Below are 15,561 nucleotides of genomic sequence, written 5' to 3' on the forward strand. Positions count from 1 at the left end.
TCGCCAACGAGCAGAAAGTCAAGAAGTTCAAGGATACCACGGTCAGCCAGGACAAGACGGTCGATGGCGATCACGGCCGCATCGAGACCCGCCGAACCACCGTCTTCCATGACATCGGCTGGCTCCAGCAGCGCCACAACTGGCCCGGATTGAAGGCCGTGATCATGGTCGAGAGCGAGCGTGAGATCGACGCCAAGATCGAGCGTGAAAGGCGCTTCTACATCACCTCGTCAACCGGCACGGCCGACAGGCTTGCTGACGTTGTCCGCCGCCATTGGGCGGTCGAGAGCATGCACTGGCTGATGGACTGCCTCTTCCGAGACGACGAATGCCGGGTCCGCACCGAACATGCCCCGGCCAACTTCACCACTATCAAACATATCGCTCTCAACCTGTTGCGCCGTCATCCAGCCAAACTGTCCATGACCAACAAACGATTGAAGGCCGGATGGAACGAGGACTTTCTCGTCAGCCTCATCTCGTGAAAATTAACTCACCCGATTCCCCTGGTGAAAGGCTTTGCCAGACAAGTTTCGCTGACAAGCCGACGCCACAATGCTAGCTATCCCTGAACGGCGAGCCGGCTGGTGGCCGGATGGGACGGGACAATGAACGACACGACAATTCCAGCACAAAAGGTCGATCAAGCAAAAAAGGGCGGGACCAATCGCAAGGACCGGCTGGCAGAGCAGTTGCGCGCCAATCTCATGAAGCGCAAGTCGCAGGCGCGTTCGCGGCGCACCGGCGACGCTGACAGCCAGCGCGCCGGCGATGCCGACAAGCGGCTGGAAGGGCTGGCGGCTGCTGAAAAAATGCACAAGGACTGACCGATATCGGCCACACTGGGCCGCCACCTTTGGCCAAAGGCGCTCAGAAATCCTATTTCTTGAACCAAGCCGGCCAATGGTCTAGACGGGCCGATACTCAAACTGACGAAAACCGGCCTTTCGGGCCGAGGGGACATTCTCTCATGGATCGCATCAGAATTGTCGGCGGCAACAAGCTCGCCGGAAGCATTCCGATTTCGGGCGCGAAAAACGCAGCCCTGCCGCTGATGATCGCGTCGCTGCTCACCGACGACACGCTGACACTGGAAAACGTGCCGCATCTGGCCGATGTCGAGCAGTTGATCCGCATCCTTGGCAACCACGGCGTCGACTATTCGGTCAACGGCCGCCGCGAAAAGCAGAATGAGGGCTATTCGCGCACCATCAATTTCTCGGCCCGCAACATCGTCGACACGACCGCGCCTTACGAGTTGGTGTCGAAGATGCGGGCATCGTTCTGGGTGATCGGCCCGCTGCTGGCCCGCATGGGCGAGGCCAAAGTGTCACTTCCCGGCGGTTGCGCCATCGGCACACGCCCGGTCGATCTGTTCCTCGAAGGCCTGCAGGCGCTGGGCGCCGACATCGATGTCGACACCGGCTATGTCCTGGCCAAGACCAGGAACGGCCGCCTCGTCGGCAACCGCTACGTCTTCCCGAAAGTCTCCGTCGGCGCCACCCATGTCCTGATGATGGCGGCGGCGCTCGCCAAGGGCGAGACGGTGCTGGAAAACGCCGCCTGCGAGCCCGAGATCGTCAACCTCGCGGAATGCCTCAACGCCATGGGCGCCAAGATCTCCGGCGCCGGCACGCCGACGATCACCATCGATGGCGTCGAATCGCTGTCGGGCGCGCGCGTGCGCGTCATCCCCGACCGCATCGAGACCGGCACCTATGCCATGGCGGTTGCCATGACCGGCGGCGATGTGGTGCTGGAAGGCGCCCGCCCCGAACTGCTGCAGACCGCGCTCGACGTCATTGCGCAAACCGGCGCCGAGATCACGCCGACCAATTCGGGCGTCCGCGTCAGGCGCAACGGCGCCGGCATTGCGCCGGTCGACGTGACGACAGCGCCCTTCCCGGCCTTCCCGACCGATCTGCAGGCGCAGTTCATGGGCCTGATGACCATGGCCAAGGGCAAGTCGCGCATCACCGAGACCATTTTCGAAAACCGCTTCATGCACGTCCAGGAACTGGCCCGTCTCGGCGCCCACATCACGCTTTCCGGCCAGACGGCGATCGTCGACGGCGTCGCCAAGCTGAAGGGCGCGCCGGTGATGGCGACCGATTTGCGCGCGTCGGTGTCGCTGGTCATCGCCGGCCTCGCGGCCGAAGGCGAGACGACGGTCAACCGCGTCTACCATCTCGACCGCGGTTTTGAGCGGCTGGAAGAAAAGCTGTCCAACTGCGGCGCGGTGATCGAGCGGATTTCGGCGTAACGACCACAGGGCAGGCGATTCAGACAAAACAGGGTCTTCCTGTTTTGGAATGACCAATTGTCGAAGCTCGTGCTGTCGTCATTCCCAATCGATACCCCAAAACCCGAGGCGCTGGCCTCGGGTTGAGTTTGTGTCGCGGTTGCACGGACCGGAAAGACCGCCTAACAGAGGCTGAAACCAACTTTCAGGTGTGCATTCGGCATGGCGGCCCTCAAACTCATTGCGCTCGACGACCAGGATCTGAGCATCGTCTCGGCCCATGTCCAGGACGCCGTGATGAAGGTTTCGGACCTCGAATATCTGCCGTCGGCCAAGCGTTTCCTGCTGACCATGAACCGCTTCGCCTGGGAAGCGAAATCCGGCCTGTTTTCCCAGCACAATGAGCGGCGCCAGGCGGTTCTGCATTTCGACCGCGTGCTCGGAGCCAAGACCAGCGGCATTGCCCGCGACCGCCCGGCCGAGGTGCTGTCGCTGCTGGCAATCAGCTTTGTCGAGATCAGCAAGCCGGCCGGCATCGTCGAGCTAATCTTTTCCGGCGGCGGCGCCATCATGCTCGATGTCGAGTGCATCGAGGCGCGGCTTGCCGACATAGGCGGCGCCTGGGAAGCCACCTCGCGTCCGGTGCACAGGGGCTAGAGCATGATCCCAAAAAGTGGGTACCGGTTTTTGGAAGAGATCATGCTCCAACAAAGGGGTAGATCATGGTGAGATTTCAACCCAATCTCATCATGATCTAGACGCAGCCGATGGCCATCACGCTCCGCCAGTCCGACGCCGGTTTCGAGCAGCGTTTCGCCGCCTTCCTGACCACCAAGCGGGAGGTATCGGAGGACGTCGACACTGCGGTGCGCGCGATTGTCGCGCGGGTGCGTGCCGAGGGCGACGCGGCGCTGATCGACTATACCTTGAAGTTCGACAAGGCCGATTTGAGCCAGCTCGGCATCGCCGTCTCCAAGGACGACATCGCACAGGCCTACAAAGCGGCCGATCCGGAGACCGTCGAGGCGCTGAAATTTGCCCGTGACCGCATCCGATCCCATCACGAACGGCAAATGCCCAAGGACGATCGCTATACCGATGCCGCCGGCGTCGAGCTGGGTTCGCGCTGGACGGCGATCGAGGCGGTCGGGCTCTATGTGCCCGGCGGCACGGCAAGCTATCCAAGCTCGGTGCTGATGAATGCGGTGCCGGCTAAGGTGGCCGGCGTCGAGCGCATCGTCATCGTCGTGCCGGCGCCGGGCGGGGTCATCAATCCGCTGGTGCTGGTGGCGGCCGACATGGCCGGCGTGTCGGAAATCTACCGCGTCGGCGGTGCGCAGGCGATTGCCGCCCTTGCCTATGGCACCGAGACGATCCGGCCAGTCGCCAAGATCGTCGGGCCTGGCAATGCCTATGTTGCCGCCGCCAAGCGCCAGGTGTTCGGCACCGTCGGCATCGACATGATCGCAGGCCCGTCGGAAGTGCTGGTGGTGGCCGATGGCGCCAACGATCCCGACTGGATCGCTGCCGATTTGCTCGCCCAAGCCGAGCACGACGTGTCGGCGCAGTCGATCCTGATCACCGACGATGCCGCCTTCGGCAAAGCCGTCGAACAGGCGGTCGAGCGCCAGTTGCAGAGCCTGCCCCGCGCTGAAACGGCGGCCGCCAGCTGGCGCGATTTCGGTGCGGTGATCCTGGTGGAGACCATCGAGGCGTCCCTGCCGCTGGTCGACCGTATCGCCGCCGAACATGTCGAGCTTGCCATCGACGATGCCGAGCGTTTCCTGGCCAGGATGCGCAACGCCGGTGCGGTGTTTCTTGGACGCCATACGCCCGAAGTCATCGGCGACTATGTCGGCGGCTCCAACCACGTGCTGCCGACGGCGCGCTCGGCGCGCTTCTCGTCGGGACTGTCGGTGCTCGATTTCGTCAAGCGCACCTCGATCCTGAAGCTCGGGCCGGAGCAGCTCAGGGCACTTGCGCCGGCGGCGATCGCGCTGGCCAAGGCGGAAGGGCTCGACGCGCATGGCCGCTCCGTCGCCATTCGGCTGAACATGTAGGCGGCCATGGCGGACGGCGATCAAACTCGCGCAAGGCTGATCGATGTCGAGCTCGACGAGTCGATCGGCCGTTCGACGCCCGATGTCGAACATGAGCGCGCGGTGGCGATCTTCGACCTGATCGAGGAAAACAGCTTTCAGCCGGTCAATGATGACGGCGCCGGGCCTTACCGCTTGAAGCTGTCGCTGGCCGAATCCCGGCTGGTGTTCGCGGTCGCCCGCGAGGACGGTGCTGCCGTCGTTACCCACATCCTGTCGCTGACGCCGCTCAGGCGCATCGTCAAGGACTACTATTTGATCTGCGAAAGCTATTACGACGCCATCCGCTCGTCGACGCCGAGCCATATCGAGGCGATCGACATGGGCCGGCGCGGCCTGCACAATGAGGGCTCGCAGACGCTGATGGACCGGCTTGCCGGCAAGATCGACATCGACTTCGACACGGCGCGGCGGCTGTTCACGCTGGTCTGCGTGCTGCACTGGCGGGGTTAGCCCTGGCCGTGGCGCCCCGCTCTATCCTGTTTTTGTGCGGCATGAACGCCGTGCGCTCGCCGATGGCCGAGCAGCTGGCGCGGCGCATGCTGCCACCGGCCACTTTTGTCGCGTCGGCCGGCGTGCACCGGGGCGAGCGCGACCCGTTTGTCGATGCGGTGCTCGCCGAAGAGGGGCTGATGCTGGGCGAGAGTCAACCACGCTCAATGGACGATCTCGAGGACGACTATTTCGACCTGATCGTCACGCTGGCGCCGGAAGCCCATCACGCCGCGCTCGAACTCACCCGCTCGCTTGCCGTCGATGTCGAATACTGGCCGATGCCCGACCCGACCGATGCCGGCGGCAGGCGAGAGCAGATCATGGCCGCCTATCGCGACGTGCGCGAACGGCTGAAAGCGCGGATAAGCCGACGATTTTTGCTTCCAGAAGCAAAAAACGCGGCGGATTGATGCATGTCGCTCAAAAGTGGTCCCGGTTTTGAGACAACGACATGCATAAAACAAAAGCTTGGGTCGCGTCGCTTATGACGCGATCTAAGCGTGTTCACAAGCGGACGATTATCATATAGGTTCCGCCGAAATTCCAGCCTGGGCGCTCCAGGACGCCGGAACTGCAATCCAAGCAAAGGTATCGAATGCCGAAGGAAGAAGTCCTCGAGTTTCCGGGTATCGTGACGGAATTGTTGCCCAACGCGATGTTCAGGGTGAAGCTCGAAAACGAACACGAGATCATCGCCCATACGGCCGGCCGCATGCGCAAGAACCGCATCCGCGTGCTGACCGGCGACAAGGTCCTGGTCGAGATGACGCCCTATGACCTGACCAAGGGCCGCATCACCTACCGTTTCAAGTAACAGCCTGCCGGAAAACCCTGGATCCGGATGATTTCAGGTCTGTCGGCCTGAAATCTGAATCCGGCTCCAAATCAAAGAGTGGAGCATGATGTCGTCCGAAAACCGCTTCACACTTTTCGGCATCATGCTCCGATGAGCAGTTTGCAGAAGCTGGTGCTTGCCTCGGGTTCACCGCGCCGGATCGAGCTGTTGCAGCAGGCCGGCATCGAGCCGGACCGCGTGCTGCCGGCCGATGTCGACGAAGCGCCGCTGCGCGCCGAACATCCGCGCTCGCTGGCCAAACGGCTGTCGAAGGAAAAGGCCGAGAAGGCGCTGGCCTCGCTGAAAAGCGAGGAAGACTATGCGCCAGGCTTCGTGCTGGCTGCCGATACGGTGGTCGCGGTCGGCCGCCGCATCCTGCCCAAAGCCGAGACGCTCGATGACGCCGCCAATTGCCTTGGGCTCTTGTCCGGCCGCTCGCACCGGGTCTATTCCGGCATCTGCCTGATTACGCCGGGCGGAAAACTGCGCCAAAGGCTGGTCGAGAGCCGGGTTCGCTTCAAGCGGCTGCCGCGCGAGGAGATCGATGCCTATGTCGCGTCGGGCGAATGGCGCGGCAAGGCTGGCGGCTACGCCGTGCAGGGCCTGGCCGGCTCCTTCGTCGTCAAGCTGGTCGGCTCCTACACCAACATCGTCGGCCTGCCGCTCTACGAGACGGTGGCGCTGCTTTCCGGAGAAGGCTTCAAGGTCCACACCAGCTGGCACACGGCGCGGCCATGAGCCTGGACGACAAAGTCACGCCGCTGCGCCCGAAGCGCCCCTGCCCCGAGTGCGGCAAGCCATCGGCGCGCGAGACCTACCCCTTCTGCTCGACGCGCTGCAAGGACATCGACCTCAACCGCTGGCTGAAAGGCGCCTACGTCATCACCGCGCGCGATGACGAGGACGAGAGCGACGAGCCGAAGTAAGGTTTGGGCGGCAGTGTTGGCGGCCAAATCCCTTCGCCCCGTTCACGGAGGTGAGGCGAAGTCCGCGCAGCGGACAAAAAAGCCAATTGCTTGGCTTTTCGAACGACGAACGCCCGAAGCGACGGCGAAGGGCACGTGCCGGCAGGCGGATGATGGGCGGCGCCGACCTTCGCAATTGTTGCTTTGCCAGCATCGGTATTTGTCTGCGACAATTGCCCTGGAAAATCGGCGCTTAGGCGCTGGACAGGCCGGATTCCCGTGCTATAACCCACGCGCTTTCAAGGGGCGCCAGCGGGCGCTTTCCTGAAATCCGGTCAGCGATATCTCGTTTGCCGGCGAGGCCCAGATAGCTCAGTTGGTAGAGCAGCGGACTGAAAATCCGCGTGTCGGTGGTTCGAATCCGCCTCTGGGCACCATTCCCTTCTCTGAAGAAATCAAATGCCTGGCCTCGTGCCGGCGGCTGCAGACGGATTCTGGACCTCGGGCCGCGGAGTGTGCTGGTGCGCCTGCACAACTGAATTATGATTTTTCGGGGCGCACAGTTTCCACACCCAGCGAGCCTGCCGGAAGCGGCTGCAACAATTCGGCTTCGGACTTCGTCAAATTGAGCCAGACGGACCAATTCTCAGGCTGAAGGACCACCACCTGCCGATTGTGATAGGGCGCGATATCCGGTCCAGGATCGGTCGTCAGCATGGTGAAGCTGGGCGGCTTGTTGCCTACGGCTTCACGCCAGAGCCCTGCGATGGCCATGAACGGAGAGCCGTTGAGGGTGAAGCGATGCTTCGCCTTCGGATATTTGGTGCCGGTGAACTCGAAGAAGGCGGATGCCGGAACGAGGCAGCGTTTGCTGCTCCCGAATTGCCGGCCTTCGGAGCGGAAGTTGAATACGGGTCCGCCTTTTGGTCCGGCCGGTGGAAATCCGAACGTCATCGAAGCCAGTTCAACAACGCCGGTGTCGCCGGCGGCGCGCATGATCGGAGCCGGATCATTGATGTGGATGTCGTCCGCCTGCGGCAGGTCAAGTTCGGTTTGGTGGGCCGGAATCTCGAGTGCCAACGACTCCAGCATCCGGCAATATTCAGCCCAGAGAATATGCTGCTCATAATCGTTGCACATGGAAGGCTCCGAACCGGGCTGTCAGTCTAAGGCAAACGAACAGGCGATGATAAAGTGGTGGGCGCTCAATCCTGACGGTCGCGCTCGACCAGGATATCGGCCTCGATTGCCGCATTGACGAAGGCGGCCCGGGCATAGTGCGCCTCTTTCAGGCCTTCGAGAACGCCAAGGCAGGCTTTGCGGGCGGCAACGTGGTACCGGCCCGTCTTCGCGGGCCAGCGGTTGATGAGGATGTCAGCGGCCTGCGCGACACGCTCCACCTTGTAGATCGTGTTTCTGGACCTGCCGAGCGCCACGCGAACCGGCTCATCGAAATGCTGGTCTTGCATGTTTCCCTCCGAACGTGGTCGCGAGTCAATTCGGGGGAGCCAGTTCGGTTCCACCCAGGGCCGCAGGCCGAAATCACTTTGCGCGCATCTGCGGTTTGGCGGATTTGATTTGCTTGGTAATCGCCTCTTCCTAGTGCAAACTGCCTGCCGGGGCTGCAGGAGGAGAAATGAGAGCACGCGCAGCTACGATCGGCGATCTCGAAGGTGTTTTCCGGGATTTGTCCAGGCGGATGTCGGACGAGTATGTTGCCGCCGGCAAGGACAGCAAAGTCGCCTACGACAATCTGATGATGAATTTGAAGGAAGGCCGCGCTCACGCGCTGGTCGAGGGCGACAAGACGGTGGCGATCGTCGCCTGGCATGAGAACAGCGACGCCGCCGACACGCTGTTTGCCGCGCAGGAGGGTTTTTTCAGCGCCGCGACGGTCCGCTTCTGCCGACGCCACATCCGCCATATCCAGGCGCTCGCCGGCAACCTTCCCATCCATTCGCGCAGCTGGCTGCGTCGGGCTGACGTCGCCAAATGGTTCCGCGTCATCGGTTATGTCGAACGCGGCCAGGAGAACGGCGCCACTGTGTTCGAATTGCCGCCGGCCCGGGCAGCGCAATCGGCGCGTGCCGCATAGGCTACGCGCCAAAGGGGATGCAATCGTAGAAAAGCCCACCGCCGCGAAGGCGATGGGCTCAGGTATCGGGCTGATCGAGCGCCTCGAAAATCACCCGTTCCAGCGAACCCAAATCCTCTTCGATCTCGCTGACCTCTAGGCCTAAATGCCGGGCATCCAAGGCTGCCAGCGTGGTCAGGGTTCGAGCCGTTGCCTTGTCGGCAGGCAATTCGCCCGGCAGGTGCTCGTGTATCCAGCCTTGCAGAAAATCAACGCCGCGCTCGCTCATCGGCGTATCCCTTCCGTTGTCTTGGGACTATTCACCCAGAATGAGCCCGGAAGCGACGATCTGAGCCGTTGCGCGGGTAAGCCTGCCTCGCTTCACCAGCGTCGGCTTTTCGTAGGTCTTCTTCTTCATGGCGGGCCTTTCGCGACAGATCGCACGTCAGCAACAACGTCTTTTGCCCGGTCGCGTTCCATGGCGGGCGCTGGGCCCGATGCCCTGAGCAGGAGAACTCGGCCTCTGTCGAGAACAGGTTGCGAAATCACTGCACGGCGTGGCATCTGTCGATGCCTATCATTGGGACAAGCAAAGCAGGATCATGGCACGGCCGCCGAATATCGCCCGACAAGGCGCCGCCAGGGCAGGCGTCAGCCTGAACCGGGCGCTTTCCAAACTCGGCCTGTGTTCGCGCAAGCAGGCCGAGCTGCTGATCGCCGAAGGGCGGGTGCGGGTTGGCGGCAAGGTGGCGCGCGATCCGTCGCTGCGCGTCGATCTCGGCCGGGACCGCATTGCCGTCGACAACGAGAACATCGTCGGCGAGGCAAAAGTCTACCTGATGATCAACAAACCGCGCGGGCTGGTCACCACCCGCGACGATCCCGAGGGGCGCGGCACCGTCTATGACTGCCTTGCCGGGCTCGACCTGCCTTTCGTGTCGCCGGTCGGGCGCCTCGACAAGGCCAGTGAAGGCCTGTTGCTGATGACCAACGACACGCGCTGGGCGAATGGCCTGCTCGATCCGGCGTCGCATGTCGCCAAGACCTATCATGTGCAGGTCGGCGCCGTGCCCGACGAGGTGATGCTGGCGCGGTTTCGCGAAGGCGCGGTCGTCGATGGCGAGTTGCTGACGGCAAGTTCGATCGAGGTGCTGCGCAGCGGCGGCCGCACGGCCTGGCTGGAGATCGTGCTCGATGAGGGCCGCAACCGCCAGATCCGCCGCGTGCTCGGCGCCTTCGATATCGAGGTGCTGAGGCTGGTTCGGGTAGCGATCGGCACCTTGCAGCTCGGCGAGCTCGCCAAGGGTAAGGCGCGGCATTTGACATCAGCGGAACTGGCGCTGCTCGCGTCCTGAGTGGCACGGACCGCAGTGATTGCCGCTCCTGCGAAGCCTATTTCTGGTTCCATTTGCGAAGGACTGGCTCGGTCAAATCATGCTCGTAGCCGAGGATGCTGATGCTGGCGGTGTCGAGCACGAAGTGCGCGCCGCCTTCGGGCGGCAGGCCGAGCCAGCGCGCGGCCAGCACCCTGAGAAAATGCGAGCTCGAAAACACCAGCACGTTGCCCTCGATGGCGCGCAGCCCGGCGATAATCGTATCGGCCCTGGCGCCGACATCCGCCGCAGACTCGCCGCCGGGACAGCCATCGCGAAACAATTGCCAGCCGGGGCGCTCAGCCAGAATCTCTTTGGTCTTCACGCCCTCATAGGCGCCATAGTCCCATTCCTGCAGGTCCGGCTTCTTCAGCGCATGCGCGCCGAACCCGGCCAGCTTGCAGGTGTTGAAGGCGCGCTGCGACGGGCTCGACCAGACCGCCTTGAAGGACAGGCCCTTGAGCCGGTCCGCCACACCGCGCGCCGCCGCCTCGCCGGCCGCCGTCAGCGGTATGTCTGTGCGGCCGGTGTGCTTTCCCGACGCGCTCCATTCGGTCTCGCCGTGGCGAACGAGGTAGGTTTCGGGATACGCACTGCTCATCGGCGGGCCTCAAGGCTGAATGATCGCACCGGAGGAGCCGGGCGGCGCCACCCTAAGCAGGGCGGCGGAAAATGAACAGGCTGCGGCAACCGCCGCGACCTGCACAGGCTCGGGAGGACGCCTGATATGTCAGGCCGCCTGAAGGTCGCCCGACAGCGCCAGGTCGGCCTCCTCTGACAATGTGCCGGCCATAGCGGCGACGAACTTGGTCTGGTCGAGTTCACCTTCCCAGCGTGCCACGACGATGGTCGCCACCGCATTGCCGACGAAGTTGGTCAGCGCGCGGCATTCCGACATGAAACGGTCGACGCCGAGGATCAGCGCCATGCCGGCGACCGGCACCGTAGGCACTACAGAGAGCGTTGCCGCCAGCGTGATGAAGCCGGCGCCGGTGATGCCGGCGGCACCCTTGGAGCTCAGCATGGCGACGAGCAGCAGCAGGATCTGGTCGCCATAGGTGAGCGGCGTGTCGGTCGCCTGGGCGATGAACAGGGCAGCCAGCGTCATGTAGATGTTGGTGCCGTCGAGGTTGAAGGAATAGCCGGTCGGGATGACCAGGCCGACCACCGAACGGTTGCAGCCGGCGCGCTCCATCTTGGCCATCAGGCCGGGAAGAGCGGCTTCCGAGGACGAGGTGCCGAGCACCAGAAGCAACTCTTCCTTGATGTAGCGGATCAGCGCCAGGACCGAGAAGCCGTTGTACCATGCTACAGCGCCAAGCACGACCAGCACGAAGAGCAGCGACGTCAAGTAGAAGGTGCCGATCAGGAAGGCGAGATTGGCGATCGCGCCGATGCCGTATTTGCCGACGGTGAAGGCCATGGCGCCGAACGCGCCGATGGGGGCGGCCTTCATCAGGATGGCGACGAGGCGGAAGATCGGCGACGTCAGCGCCTGCAGGAAGTCGACGACCGGACGGCCACGGTCACCGACCAGCGCGAGCGAGATGCCGAACAGCACCGAGAAGAACAGCACCTGCAGGATGTCGCCCTGGGCGAAGGCGCCGGTGATGGTGTCGGGAATGATGTTGAGGAGGAAGCCGACAATGGTCGTGTCATGCGCCTTCTCGGTGAAGGTCGCGACTTTCGAGGGATCGAGCGTGGCTGCATTGATGTGCATGCCGGCGCCCGGCTGGACGATATTGGAGACGACCAGGCCGACAACCAGGGCCAAAGTGGAGAACACGAGAAAATAAATCATCGCCTTGCCGGCGACGCGGCCGACCTTTTTCAGGTCGGAAACGCCGGCAATGCCGGTCGTCACCGTCAGGAAGATGACCGGCGCGATCACCATCTTGACCAGCTTGATGAAGGCATCGCCGAGCGGCTTCAGCGAAGCACCGAGTTCGGGATAGAAATGACCGAGCAGAACGCCGGCGGCGATCGCCGTCAGGACCTGCACATAAAGATGCCGATAAAAGGGTACTTTGCCGCGCGGTTCGGCGGCAGCGAATGCTGGCTGCATGACGTCCTCCATGACGCCCCGATCGAAAGCTCGACCTCCCGGGGCAAGTTGTTTTTGACCTCCGCAGCCTCGCGACTGCTGAATGGATGAGTGCAACTGCCATGCCAAACTGCGTGGCAAGGTCGTACACCTTGATTTTATTGACTATTTTTGAGAACCAACGTCGCGTTGGCCTGAAGGGAAGTGCGGACATCCGCATAAGCGAATTGTGCTTTGTGCGAAATCATGCACAAATGGGCGATGCTGCAACGCCCTGCCGCGGTTCTGTCGCCGACGCCCGAGCAACTCGGCAAACGCGCGCGCCGTGCCTGGCTGCTGTTTGCGGCGATCGCGCTGGTGATCGTGGCCACGGCGCTCACCGGCGCCGGCCTTTATGCACGCCGCGCCGAGGTCGCAACGCTGGCAGCGCAAGGCCGCACCGATGCCAATCTCAAGGTCGCGCTGCTACGGGCGGTGCTGGAAAGCCCGCGGGCACTGCCGCTGCTTTTGTCCGAGGACCAGCAGGTTCATGACGCCCTGCAGAACAAAGGCGCAGTCGCGATCGACGTGCTCAACCGCAAACTCGAAGGGCTGGTCTCAGGCACCAAGGCTTCTGTGCTTTACGTCACCGGCGTCGACGGGTTCGCGATCGCTTCCAGCAACTGGCGCGAGGCGACCAGCTTCGTCGGCAACGACTATGGTTTCCGCGCCTATTTCTCCGGCGCCATGCAATCCGGGACCGCCGAATATTTCGCACTGGGCAATACCAGCAAGCGCCCCGGCCTCTACATTTCGCGGCGCGTCGGCAATGCGGCAGCACCGCTCGGCGTCGTCGTCGTCAAGATGGAGTTCGATCAGCTCGAAGCCGACTGGCATGAAGCCAACCGCCCGGCCTATGTCAGCGACGATCACGGCGTCGTGCTGATCACCAGCGTGCCGTCCTGGCGCTTCATGACCACGGCGCCCCTTGCCGGCCCGCTGGCCGCGGCCATCCGGAGCAGCCAGCAATTCGGCAACGCGCCACTGATCCCGTTGCCGATCACCGGTCCCGAGGCATTGAGCCCTGAGGTGTCGATGGTACATGCGATAACGCCGGGTGGCAGCGATGCCGAATATCTCAGGCTTTCGACACTGGTCCAATCGACGCCATGGCGGCTCGACTATCTCGTCCCGGCAGAAGCGCCGATCGCGGCTGCGGTGCGTGAAATGCGGCTGCTGGCGCTGGGCGTCGTGGTGCCGCTGCTGGCACTGGCCGGCTATCTCCTGTGGCGCCGGCAATCGGCGCAGATGCGCATTGCCGCCGAACAGGCGGCGCGCATCGAGCTGGAACGCCGGGTCGTCGAGCGGACGCATGATTTGAGCCTGGCGCGCGACCGGCTGCAGGCCGAGATCACCGATCACCGCAGCACCGAGGCCAAGCTACAGGTCATGCAGCAGGAGCTGGTGCAGGCCAACCGACTTGCCACCCTCGGCCAGGTTGCAGCTGGGGTTGCGCATGAGATCAACCAGCCGGTGGCGACGATCCGCGCCTATGCCGACAATGCGCGTGTGTTCCTGGAGCGCAAGCAAACCGCCTCGGCAGAAGAGAATCTTGGCGCGATTGCCGCGCTGACGGAGCGTATCGGCGGCATTACCGAGGAATTGAAGGGCTTTGCCCGCAAGGGTCGCACGGCAGCCGAACCGGTCGAATTGCGCGGCGTCATCGAAGGCGCCGTGGTGCTGCTTCGAAGCCGCTTTGCCGGCCGGCTGGACGCGCTTGATATCACGCTTCCGCCGCAGACGCTCAAGGTGATGGGCAACCGGCTGCGGCTGGAGCAGGTGCTGATCAACCTGTTCCAGAATGCGCTGGAGGCGCTGGACGGCCGCGACGGTGCCAAAGTTCAGGTGTCGGCGCAGGAAACGGCCGACGGCGTGGCGCTTGCCGTCGCCGACAACGGACCGGGCATTTCGCCCGCTATCCTCAAGTCGTTGTTCACGCCGTTCAACACGTCGAAGGAAAAGGGCCTCGGGCTCGGGCTCGTCATCTCGCAGGACATCGTCGCCGATTATGGCGGGCGCATCGAGGTCGCGAGCGGCAGAGACGGCACGCGCTTCACAGTTCACCTCGCCAGGGCAGCATGATGGACACCGCACCGGTCATCCTGATCGATGACGACAGCGAATTGCTGCGAGCTACGCGGCAGACGCTGGAGCTTGCCGGCTTTTCGGTGTCTGCCTTTGCGGCGGCGGCCGAGGCGCTGGCCGGGCTCGACGCCAATTTTCCCGGCGTGGTGGTGTCCGATATCAGAATGCCTGGCATCGATGGCTTGCAAGTGTTCGACCGCGTCTTGCAGCTCGACCCCGACATTCCGGTCATCCTGGTCACCGGGCATGGCGACATCGCGGTTGCGGTCAGGGCGATCAAGGATGGCGCCTACGACTTTATCACCAAGCCTTTCGCCGCCGACCGGTTGGCGCAAAGTGTAGCGCGGGCGGCGGAAAAGCGCCGGCTGGTGATGGAGAACCGGGCCTTGCGCGAGGGCGCCGAGCAGGCGCAAGACGGGCTGCCGCTGATCGGCCAGACGCCGGCCATGGAGCGGCTGCGCCGCACGCTCAGGCAAATCGCCGACACCGATGTCGATGTGCTGGTGACCGGTGAGACCGGCTCCGGCAAGGAGGTGGTGGCCAGCCTGCTGCATCGCTGGAGCCGGCGCGCCAAGGGTAATTTCGTGGCGCTGAATTGCGGCACGCTGCCGGACACGGTGATCGAAAGCGAATTGTTCGGCCATGAGGCCGGCGCCTTCACCGGCGCACAGAAGAAGCGGATTGGCCGCATCGAGCATTCGAGCGGCGGCACGCTGTTCCTCGATGAGATCGAAAGCATGCCCGCTTCAACCCAGGTACAGATGCTCAGGGTGCTGGAAATGCGTGAGGTGACGCCGCTCGGCACCAATGAGATCCGGCCGGTCGACCTGCGCGTCGTCGCCGCCGCGAAGGTCGATCTCGGCGATCCCGGCCAGCGCGGCGCCTTCCGCGAGGACCTCTACTACCGGCTCAACGTGGTGACGATCTCGATCCCGCCGCTGCGCGAACGTCGCGACGACATCGCCCTGCTGTTCTTCTACTTCGCCGAGCGAGCCGCCGCCCGCTTCCGCCGTCAAATGCCTGCCGTGCCTGCCTCGGTGCATCGCTATCTCAGCCAGCATGATTGGCCAGGCAATGTGCGCGAACTGGCGCATTTCGCCGAACGTTTCGTGCTCGGACTGGAGGAGGTGGATCATGCGCCGCCTTCCACCCCGGCGGAAACGGATGATCCCGGTTCACTGCCGGAACGGCTTGAGCGCTATGAAGCCGATGTCATCCGCGAGACACTTGGCCGCAATGACGGCGATGTCCGGCGCACCATCGAGGCGCTCGGCATTCCGCGCAAGACCTTCTATGACAAGCTGCAGCGGCATGGCATCGTGCGCAGCGATTTTTCCAGGTAAATCAGGCATGTGGGTTCGAAAGGACGC

Annotated in this window: 20 protein-coding genes and 1 tRNA gene; 15 read left to right on the top strand and 6 right to left on the bottom strand. The window is 63.4% G+C overall.

The window, feature by feature from the left end; translation table 11 throughout:
- The 11 genes from ACWGTI_RS15765 to ACWGTI_RS15815 all read left to right on the top strand — a co-directional run.
- Nucleotides 1-485 (top strand): ISAs1 family transposase (locus ACWGTI_RS15765; RefSeq protein WP_454587971.1); only part of this gene is annotated, 485 nt, incomplete at its 5' end.
- Nucleotides 486-608: 123 nt separating this feature from the next.
- On the top strand, nucleotides 609-827 hold the full coding sequence (locus ACWGTI_RS15770) for a hypothetical protein (protein WP_454587972.1): 219 nt from the start codon (nucleotides 609-611) through the stop codon (nucleotides 825-827).
- Between the two features lie 143 nt (nucleotides 828-970).
- Nucleotides 971-2,263, top strand: coding sequence for a UDP-N-acetylglucosamine 1-carboxyvinyltransferase (murA, locus tag ACWGTI_RS15775; RefSeq protein WP_454587973.1), 1,293 nt, complete (start codon nucleotides 971-973; stop codon nucleotides 2,261-2,263).
- Between the two features lie 201 nt (nucleotides 2,264-2,464).
- Nucleotides 2,465-2,899, top strand: coding sequence for a DUF2948 family protein (locus ACWGTI_RS15780; RefSeq protein WP_454587974.1), 435 nt, complete (start codon nucleotides 2,465-2,467; stop codon nucleotides 2,897-2,899).
- A 110-nt stretch (nucleotides 2,900-3,009) separates the two neighbouring features.
- Nucleotides 3,010-4,302, top strand: a complete 1,293-nt coding sequence (gene hisD, locus ACWGTI_RS15785) for a histidinol dehydrogenase (protein ID WP_454587975.1) — start codon at nucleotides 3,010-3,012, stop codon at nucleotides 4,300-4,302.
- Nucleotides 4,303-4,308: 6 nt separating this feature from the next.
- Nucleotides 4,309-4,794, top strand: a complete 486-nt coding sequence (locus ACWGTI_RS15790) for a UPF0262 family protein (RefSeq protein ID WP_454578126.1) — start codon at nucleotides 4,309-4,311, stop codon at nucleotides 4,792-4,794.
- Nucleotides 4,782-5,246 carry an arsenate-mycothiol transferase ArsC gene (locus ACWGTI_RS15795; RefSeq protein WP_454588172.1) on the top strand — a complete coding sequence of 155 codons (465 nt, stop codon included), beginning with the start codon at nucleotides 4,782-4,784 and terminating at the stop codon, nucleotides 5,244-5,246. Before ACWGTI_RS15790 ends, ACWGTI_RS15795 begins: the two co-directional genes overlap by 13 nt.
- Nucleotides 5,247-5,431: 185 nt before the next feature.
- Complete coding sequence (infA, locus tag ACWGTI_RS15800) at nucleotides 5,432-5,650, top strand: translation initiation factor IF-1 (RefSeq protein WP_006329283.1); 219 nt, start codon at nucleotides 5,432-5,434, stop codon at nucleotides 5,648-5,650.
- 132 nt (nucleotides 5,651-5,782) lie between these two features.
- Nucleotides 5,783-6,409 carry a Maf-like protein gene (locus tag ACWGTI_RS15805; protein WP_454587976.1) on the top strand — a complete coding sequence of 209 codons (627 nt, stop codon included), beginning with the start codon at nucleotides 5,783-5,785 and terminating at the stop codon, nucleotides 6,407-6,409.
- The gene (gene yacG, locus ACWGTI_RS15810) at nucleotides 6,406-6,597 is read left to right on the top strand and encodes a DNA gyrase inhibitor YacG (RefSeq protein WP_142869784.1); all 192 of its coding nucleotides are present in this window, start codon (nucleotides 6,406-6,408) and stop codon (nucleotides 6,595-6,597) included. The genes ACWGTI_RS15805 and yacG overlap by 4 nt, the downstream gene beginning before the upstream one ends.
- Nucleotides 6,598-6,937: 340 nt before the next feature.
- A tRNA-Phe gene (locus ACWGTI_RS15815) sits at nucleotides 6,938-7,013 on the top strand.
- A 103-nt stretch (nucleotides 7,014-7,116) separates the two neighbouring features.
- Here the strand turns inward: ACWGTI_RS15815 and ACWGTI_RS15820 are convergent.
- Nucleotides 7,117-7,716: an SOS response-associated peptidase gene (locus tag ACWGTI_RS15820; protein ID WP_454587977.1), complete on the bottom strand. Its 600-nt coding sequence runs from the start codon at nucleotides 7,714-7,716 to the stop codon at nucleotides 7,117-7,119.
- Between the two features lie 65 nt (nucleotides 7,717-7,781).
- The gene (locus tag ACWGTI_RS15825) at nucleotides 7,782-8,045 is read right to left on the bottom strand and encodes a DUF982 domain-containing protein (RefSeq protein WP_454587978.1); all 264 of its coding nucleotides are present in this window, start codon (nucleotides 8,043-8,045) and stop codon (nucleotides 7,782-7,784) included.
- 167 nt (nucleotides 8,046-8,212) lie between these two features.
- On the opposite strand from ACWGTI_RS15825, the gene ACWGTI_RS15830 reads away from it, so the two are divergent.
- Nucleotides 8,213-8,671, top strand: a complete 459-nt coding sequence (locus ACWGTI_RS15830; RefSeq protein WP_454578368.1) for a hypothetical protein — start codon at nucleotides 8,213-8,215, stop codon at nucleotides 8,669-8,671.
- A 58-nt stretch (nucleotides 8,672-8,729) separates the two neighbouring features.
- Here ACWGTI_RS15830 and ACWGTI_RS15835 read toward each other — a convergent pair whose 3' ends face one another.
- Together ACWGTI_RS15835 and ACWGTI_RS15840 are read right to left on the bottom strand one after the other, a co-directional pair.
- Complete coding sequence (locus tag ACWGTI_RS15835) at nucleotides 8,730-8,939, bottom strand: DUF768 domain-containing protein (RefSeq protein ID WP_454587979.1); 210 nt, start codon at nucleotides 8,937-8,939, stop codon at nucleotides 8,730-8,732.
- Nucleotides 8,940-8,966: 27 nt separating this feature from the next.
- Complete coding sequence (locus tag ACWGTI_RS15840) at nucleotides 8,967-9,068, bottom strand: putative RiPP precursor (protein ID WP_454587980.1); 102 nt, start codon at nucleotides 9,066-9,068, stop codon at nucleotides 8,967-8,969.
- Between the two features lie 184 nt (nucleotides 9,069-9,252).
- Between ACWGTI_RS15840 and ACWGTI_RS15845 the strand changes: the two genes are divergently transcribed.
- Complete coding sequence (locus ACWGTI_RS15845) at nucleotides 9,253-10,005, top strand: pseudouridine synthase (protein WP_454587981.1); 753 nt, start codon at nucleotides 9,253-9,255, stop codon at nucleotides 10,003-10,005.
- Nucleotides 10,006-10,042: 37 nt separating this feature from the next.
- Here the strand turns inward: ACWGTI_RS15845 and ACWGTI_RS15850 are convergent, their stop codons facing one another.
- A complete protein-coding gene (locus ACWGTI_RS15850) occupies nucleotides 10,043-10,624 on the bottom strand; it encodes a histidine phosphatase family protein (protein ID WP_454587982.1) in 582 nt (193 codons plus the stop codon).
- 129 nt (nucleotides 10,625-10,753) lie between these two features.
- The gene (locus ACWGTI_RS15855) at nucleotides 10,754-12,088 is read right to left on the bottom strand and encodes a dicarboxylate/amino acid:cation symporter (protein ID WP_454587983.1); all 1,335 of its coding nucleotides are present in this window, start codon (nucleotides 12,086-12,088) and stop codon (nucleotides 10,754-10,756) included.
- A gap of 225 nt (nucleotides 12,089-12,313) precedes the next feature.
- Here ACWGTI_RS15855 and ACWGTI_RS15860 point away from each other — a divergent pair, with 225 nt between their 5' ends.
- Nucleotides 12,314-14,188: a sensor histidine kinase gene (locus ACWGTI_RS15860; RefSeq protein ID WP_454587984.1), complete on the top strand. Its 1,875-nt coding sequence runs from the start codon at nucleotides 12,314-12,316 to the stop codon at nucleotides 14,186-14,188.
- Entirely contained in the window at nucleotides 14,185-15,534 is a 1,350-nt protein-coding gene (locus ACWGTI_RS15865) for a sigma-54-dependent transcriptional regulator (protein ID WP_454587985.1), read from the top strand. Before ACWGTI_RS15860 ends, ACWGTI_RS15865 begins: the two co-directional genes overlap by 4 nt.
- The last annotated feature ends 27 nt before the right edge of the window (nucleotides 15,535-15,561 follow it).

Source organism: Mesorhizobium sp. ArgA1 (assembly GCF_053714375.1).

Bases quoted from the DNA above. Each gene is read 5' to 3' on its own strand.
- ACWGTI_RS15770 (WP_454587972.1), top strand. From the start codon at position 609: ATGAACGACACGACAATTCCAGCACAAAAGGTCGATCAAGCAAAAAAG.
- murA (WP_454587973.1), top strand. From the start codon at position 971: ATGGATCGCATCAGAATTGTCGGCGGCAACAAGCTCGCCGGAAGCATT.
- ACWGTI_RS15780 (WP_454587974.1), top strand. From the start codon at position 2,465: ATGGCGGCCCTCAAACTCATTGCGCTCGACGACCAGGATCTGAGCATC.
- hisD (WP_454587975.1), top strand. From the start codon at position 3,010: ATGGCCATCACGCTCCGCCAGTCCGACGCCGGTTTCGAGCAGCGTTTC.
- ACWGTI_RS15790 (WP_454578126.1), top strand. From the start codon at position 4,309: ATGGCGGACGGCGATCAAACTCGCGCAAGGCTGATCGATGTCGAGCTC.
- infA (WP_006329283.1), top strand. From the start codon at position 5,432: ATGCCGAAGGAAGAAGTCCTCGAGTTTCCGGGTATCGTGACGGAATTG.
- ACWGTI_RS15805 (WP_454587976.1), top strand. From the start codon at position 5,783: ATGAGCAGTTTGCAGAAGCTGGTGCTTGCCTCGGGTTCACCGCGCCGG.
- yacG (WP_142869784.1), top strand. From the start codon at position 6,406: ATGAGCCTGGACGACAAAGTCACGCCGCTGCGCCCGAAGCGCCCCTGC.
- ACWGTI_RS15820 (WP_454587977.1), bottom strand. From the start codon at position 7,716: ATGTGCAACGATTATGAGCAGCATATTCTCTGGGCTGAATATTGCCGG.
- ACWGTI_RS15825 (WP_454587978.1), bottom strand. From the start codon at position 8,045: ATGCAAGACCAGCATTTCGATGAGCCGGTTCGCGTGGCGCTCGGCAGG.
- ACWGTI_RS15830 (WP_454578368.1), top strand. From the start codon at position 8,213: ATGAGAGCACGCGCAGCTACGATCGGCGATCTCGAAGGTGTTTTCCGG.
- ACWGTI_RS15835 (WP_454587979.1), bottom strand. From the start codon at position 8,939: ATGAGCGAGCGCGGCGTTGATTTTCTGCAAGGCTGGATACACGAGCAC.
- ACWGTI_RS15840 (WP_454587980.1), bottom strand. From the start codon at position 9,068: ATGAAGAAGAAGACCTACGAAAAGCCGACGCTGGTGAAGCGAGGCAGG.
- ACWGTI_RS15845 (WP_454587981.1), top strand. From the start codon at position 9,253: ATGGCACGGCCGCCGAATATCGCCCGACAAGGCGCCGCCAGGGCAGGC.
- ACWGTI_RS15850 (WP_454587982.1), bottom strand. From the start codon at position 10,624: ATGAGCAGTGCGTATCCCGAAACCTACCTCGTTCGCCACGGCGAGACC.
- ACWGTI_RS15855 (WP_454587983.1), bottom strand. From the start codon at position 12,088: ATGCAGCCAGCATTCGCTGCCGCCGAACCGCGCGGCAAAGTACCCTTT.
- ACWGTI_RS15860 (WP_454587984.1), top strand. From the start codon at position 12,314: ATGCACAAATGGGCGATGCTGCAACGCCCTGCCGCGGTTCTGTCGCCG.
- ACWGTI_RS15865 (WP_454587985.1), top strand. From the start codon at position 14,185: ATGATGGACACCGCACCGGTCATCCTGATCGATGACGACAGCGAATTG.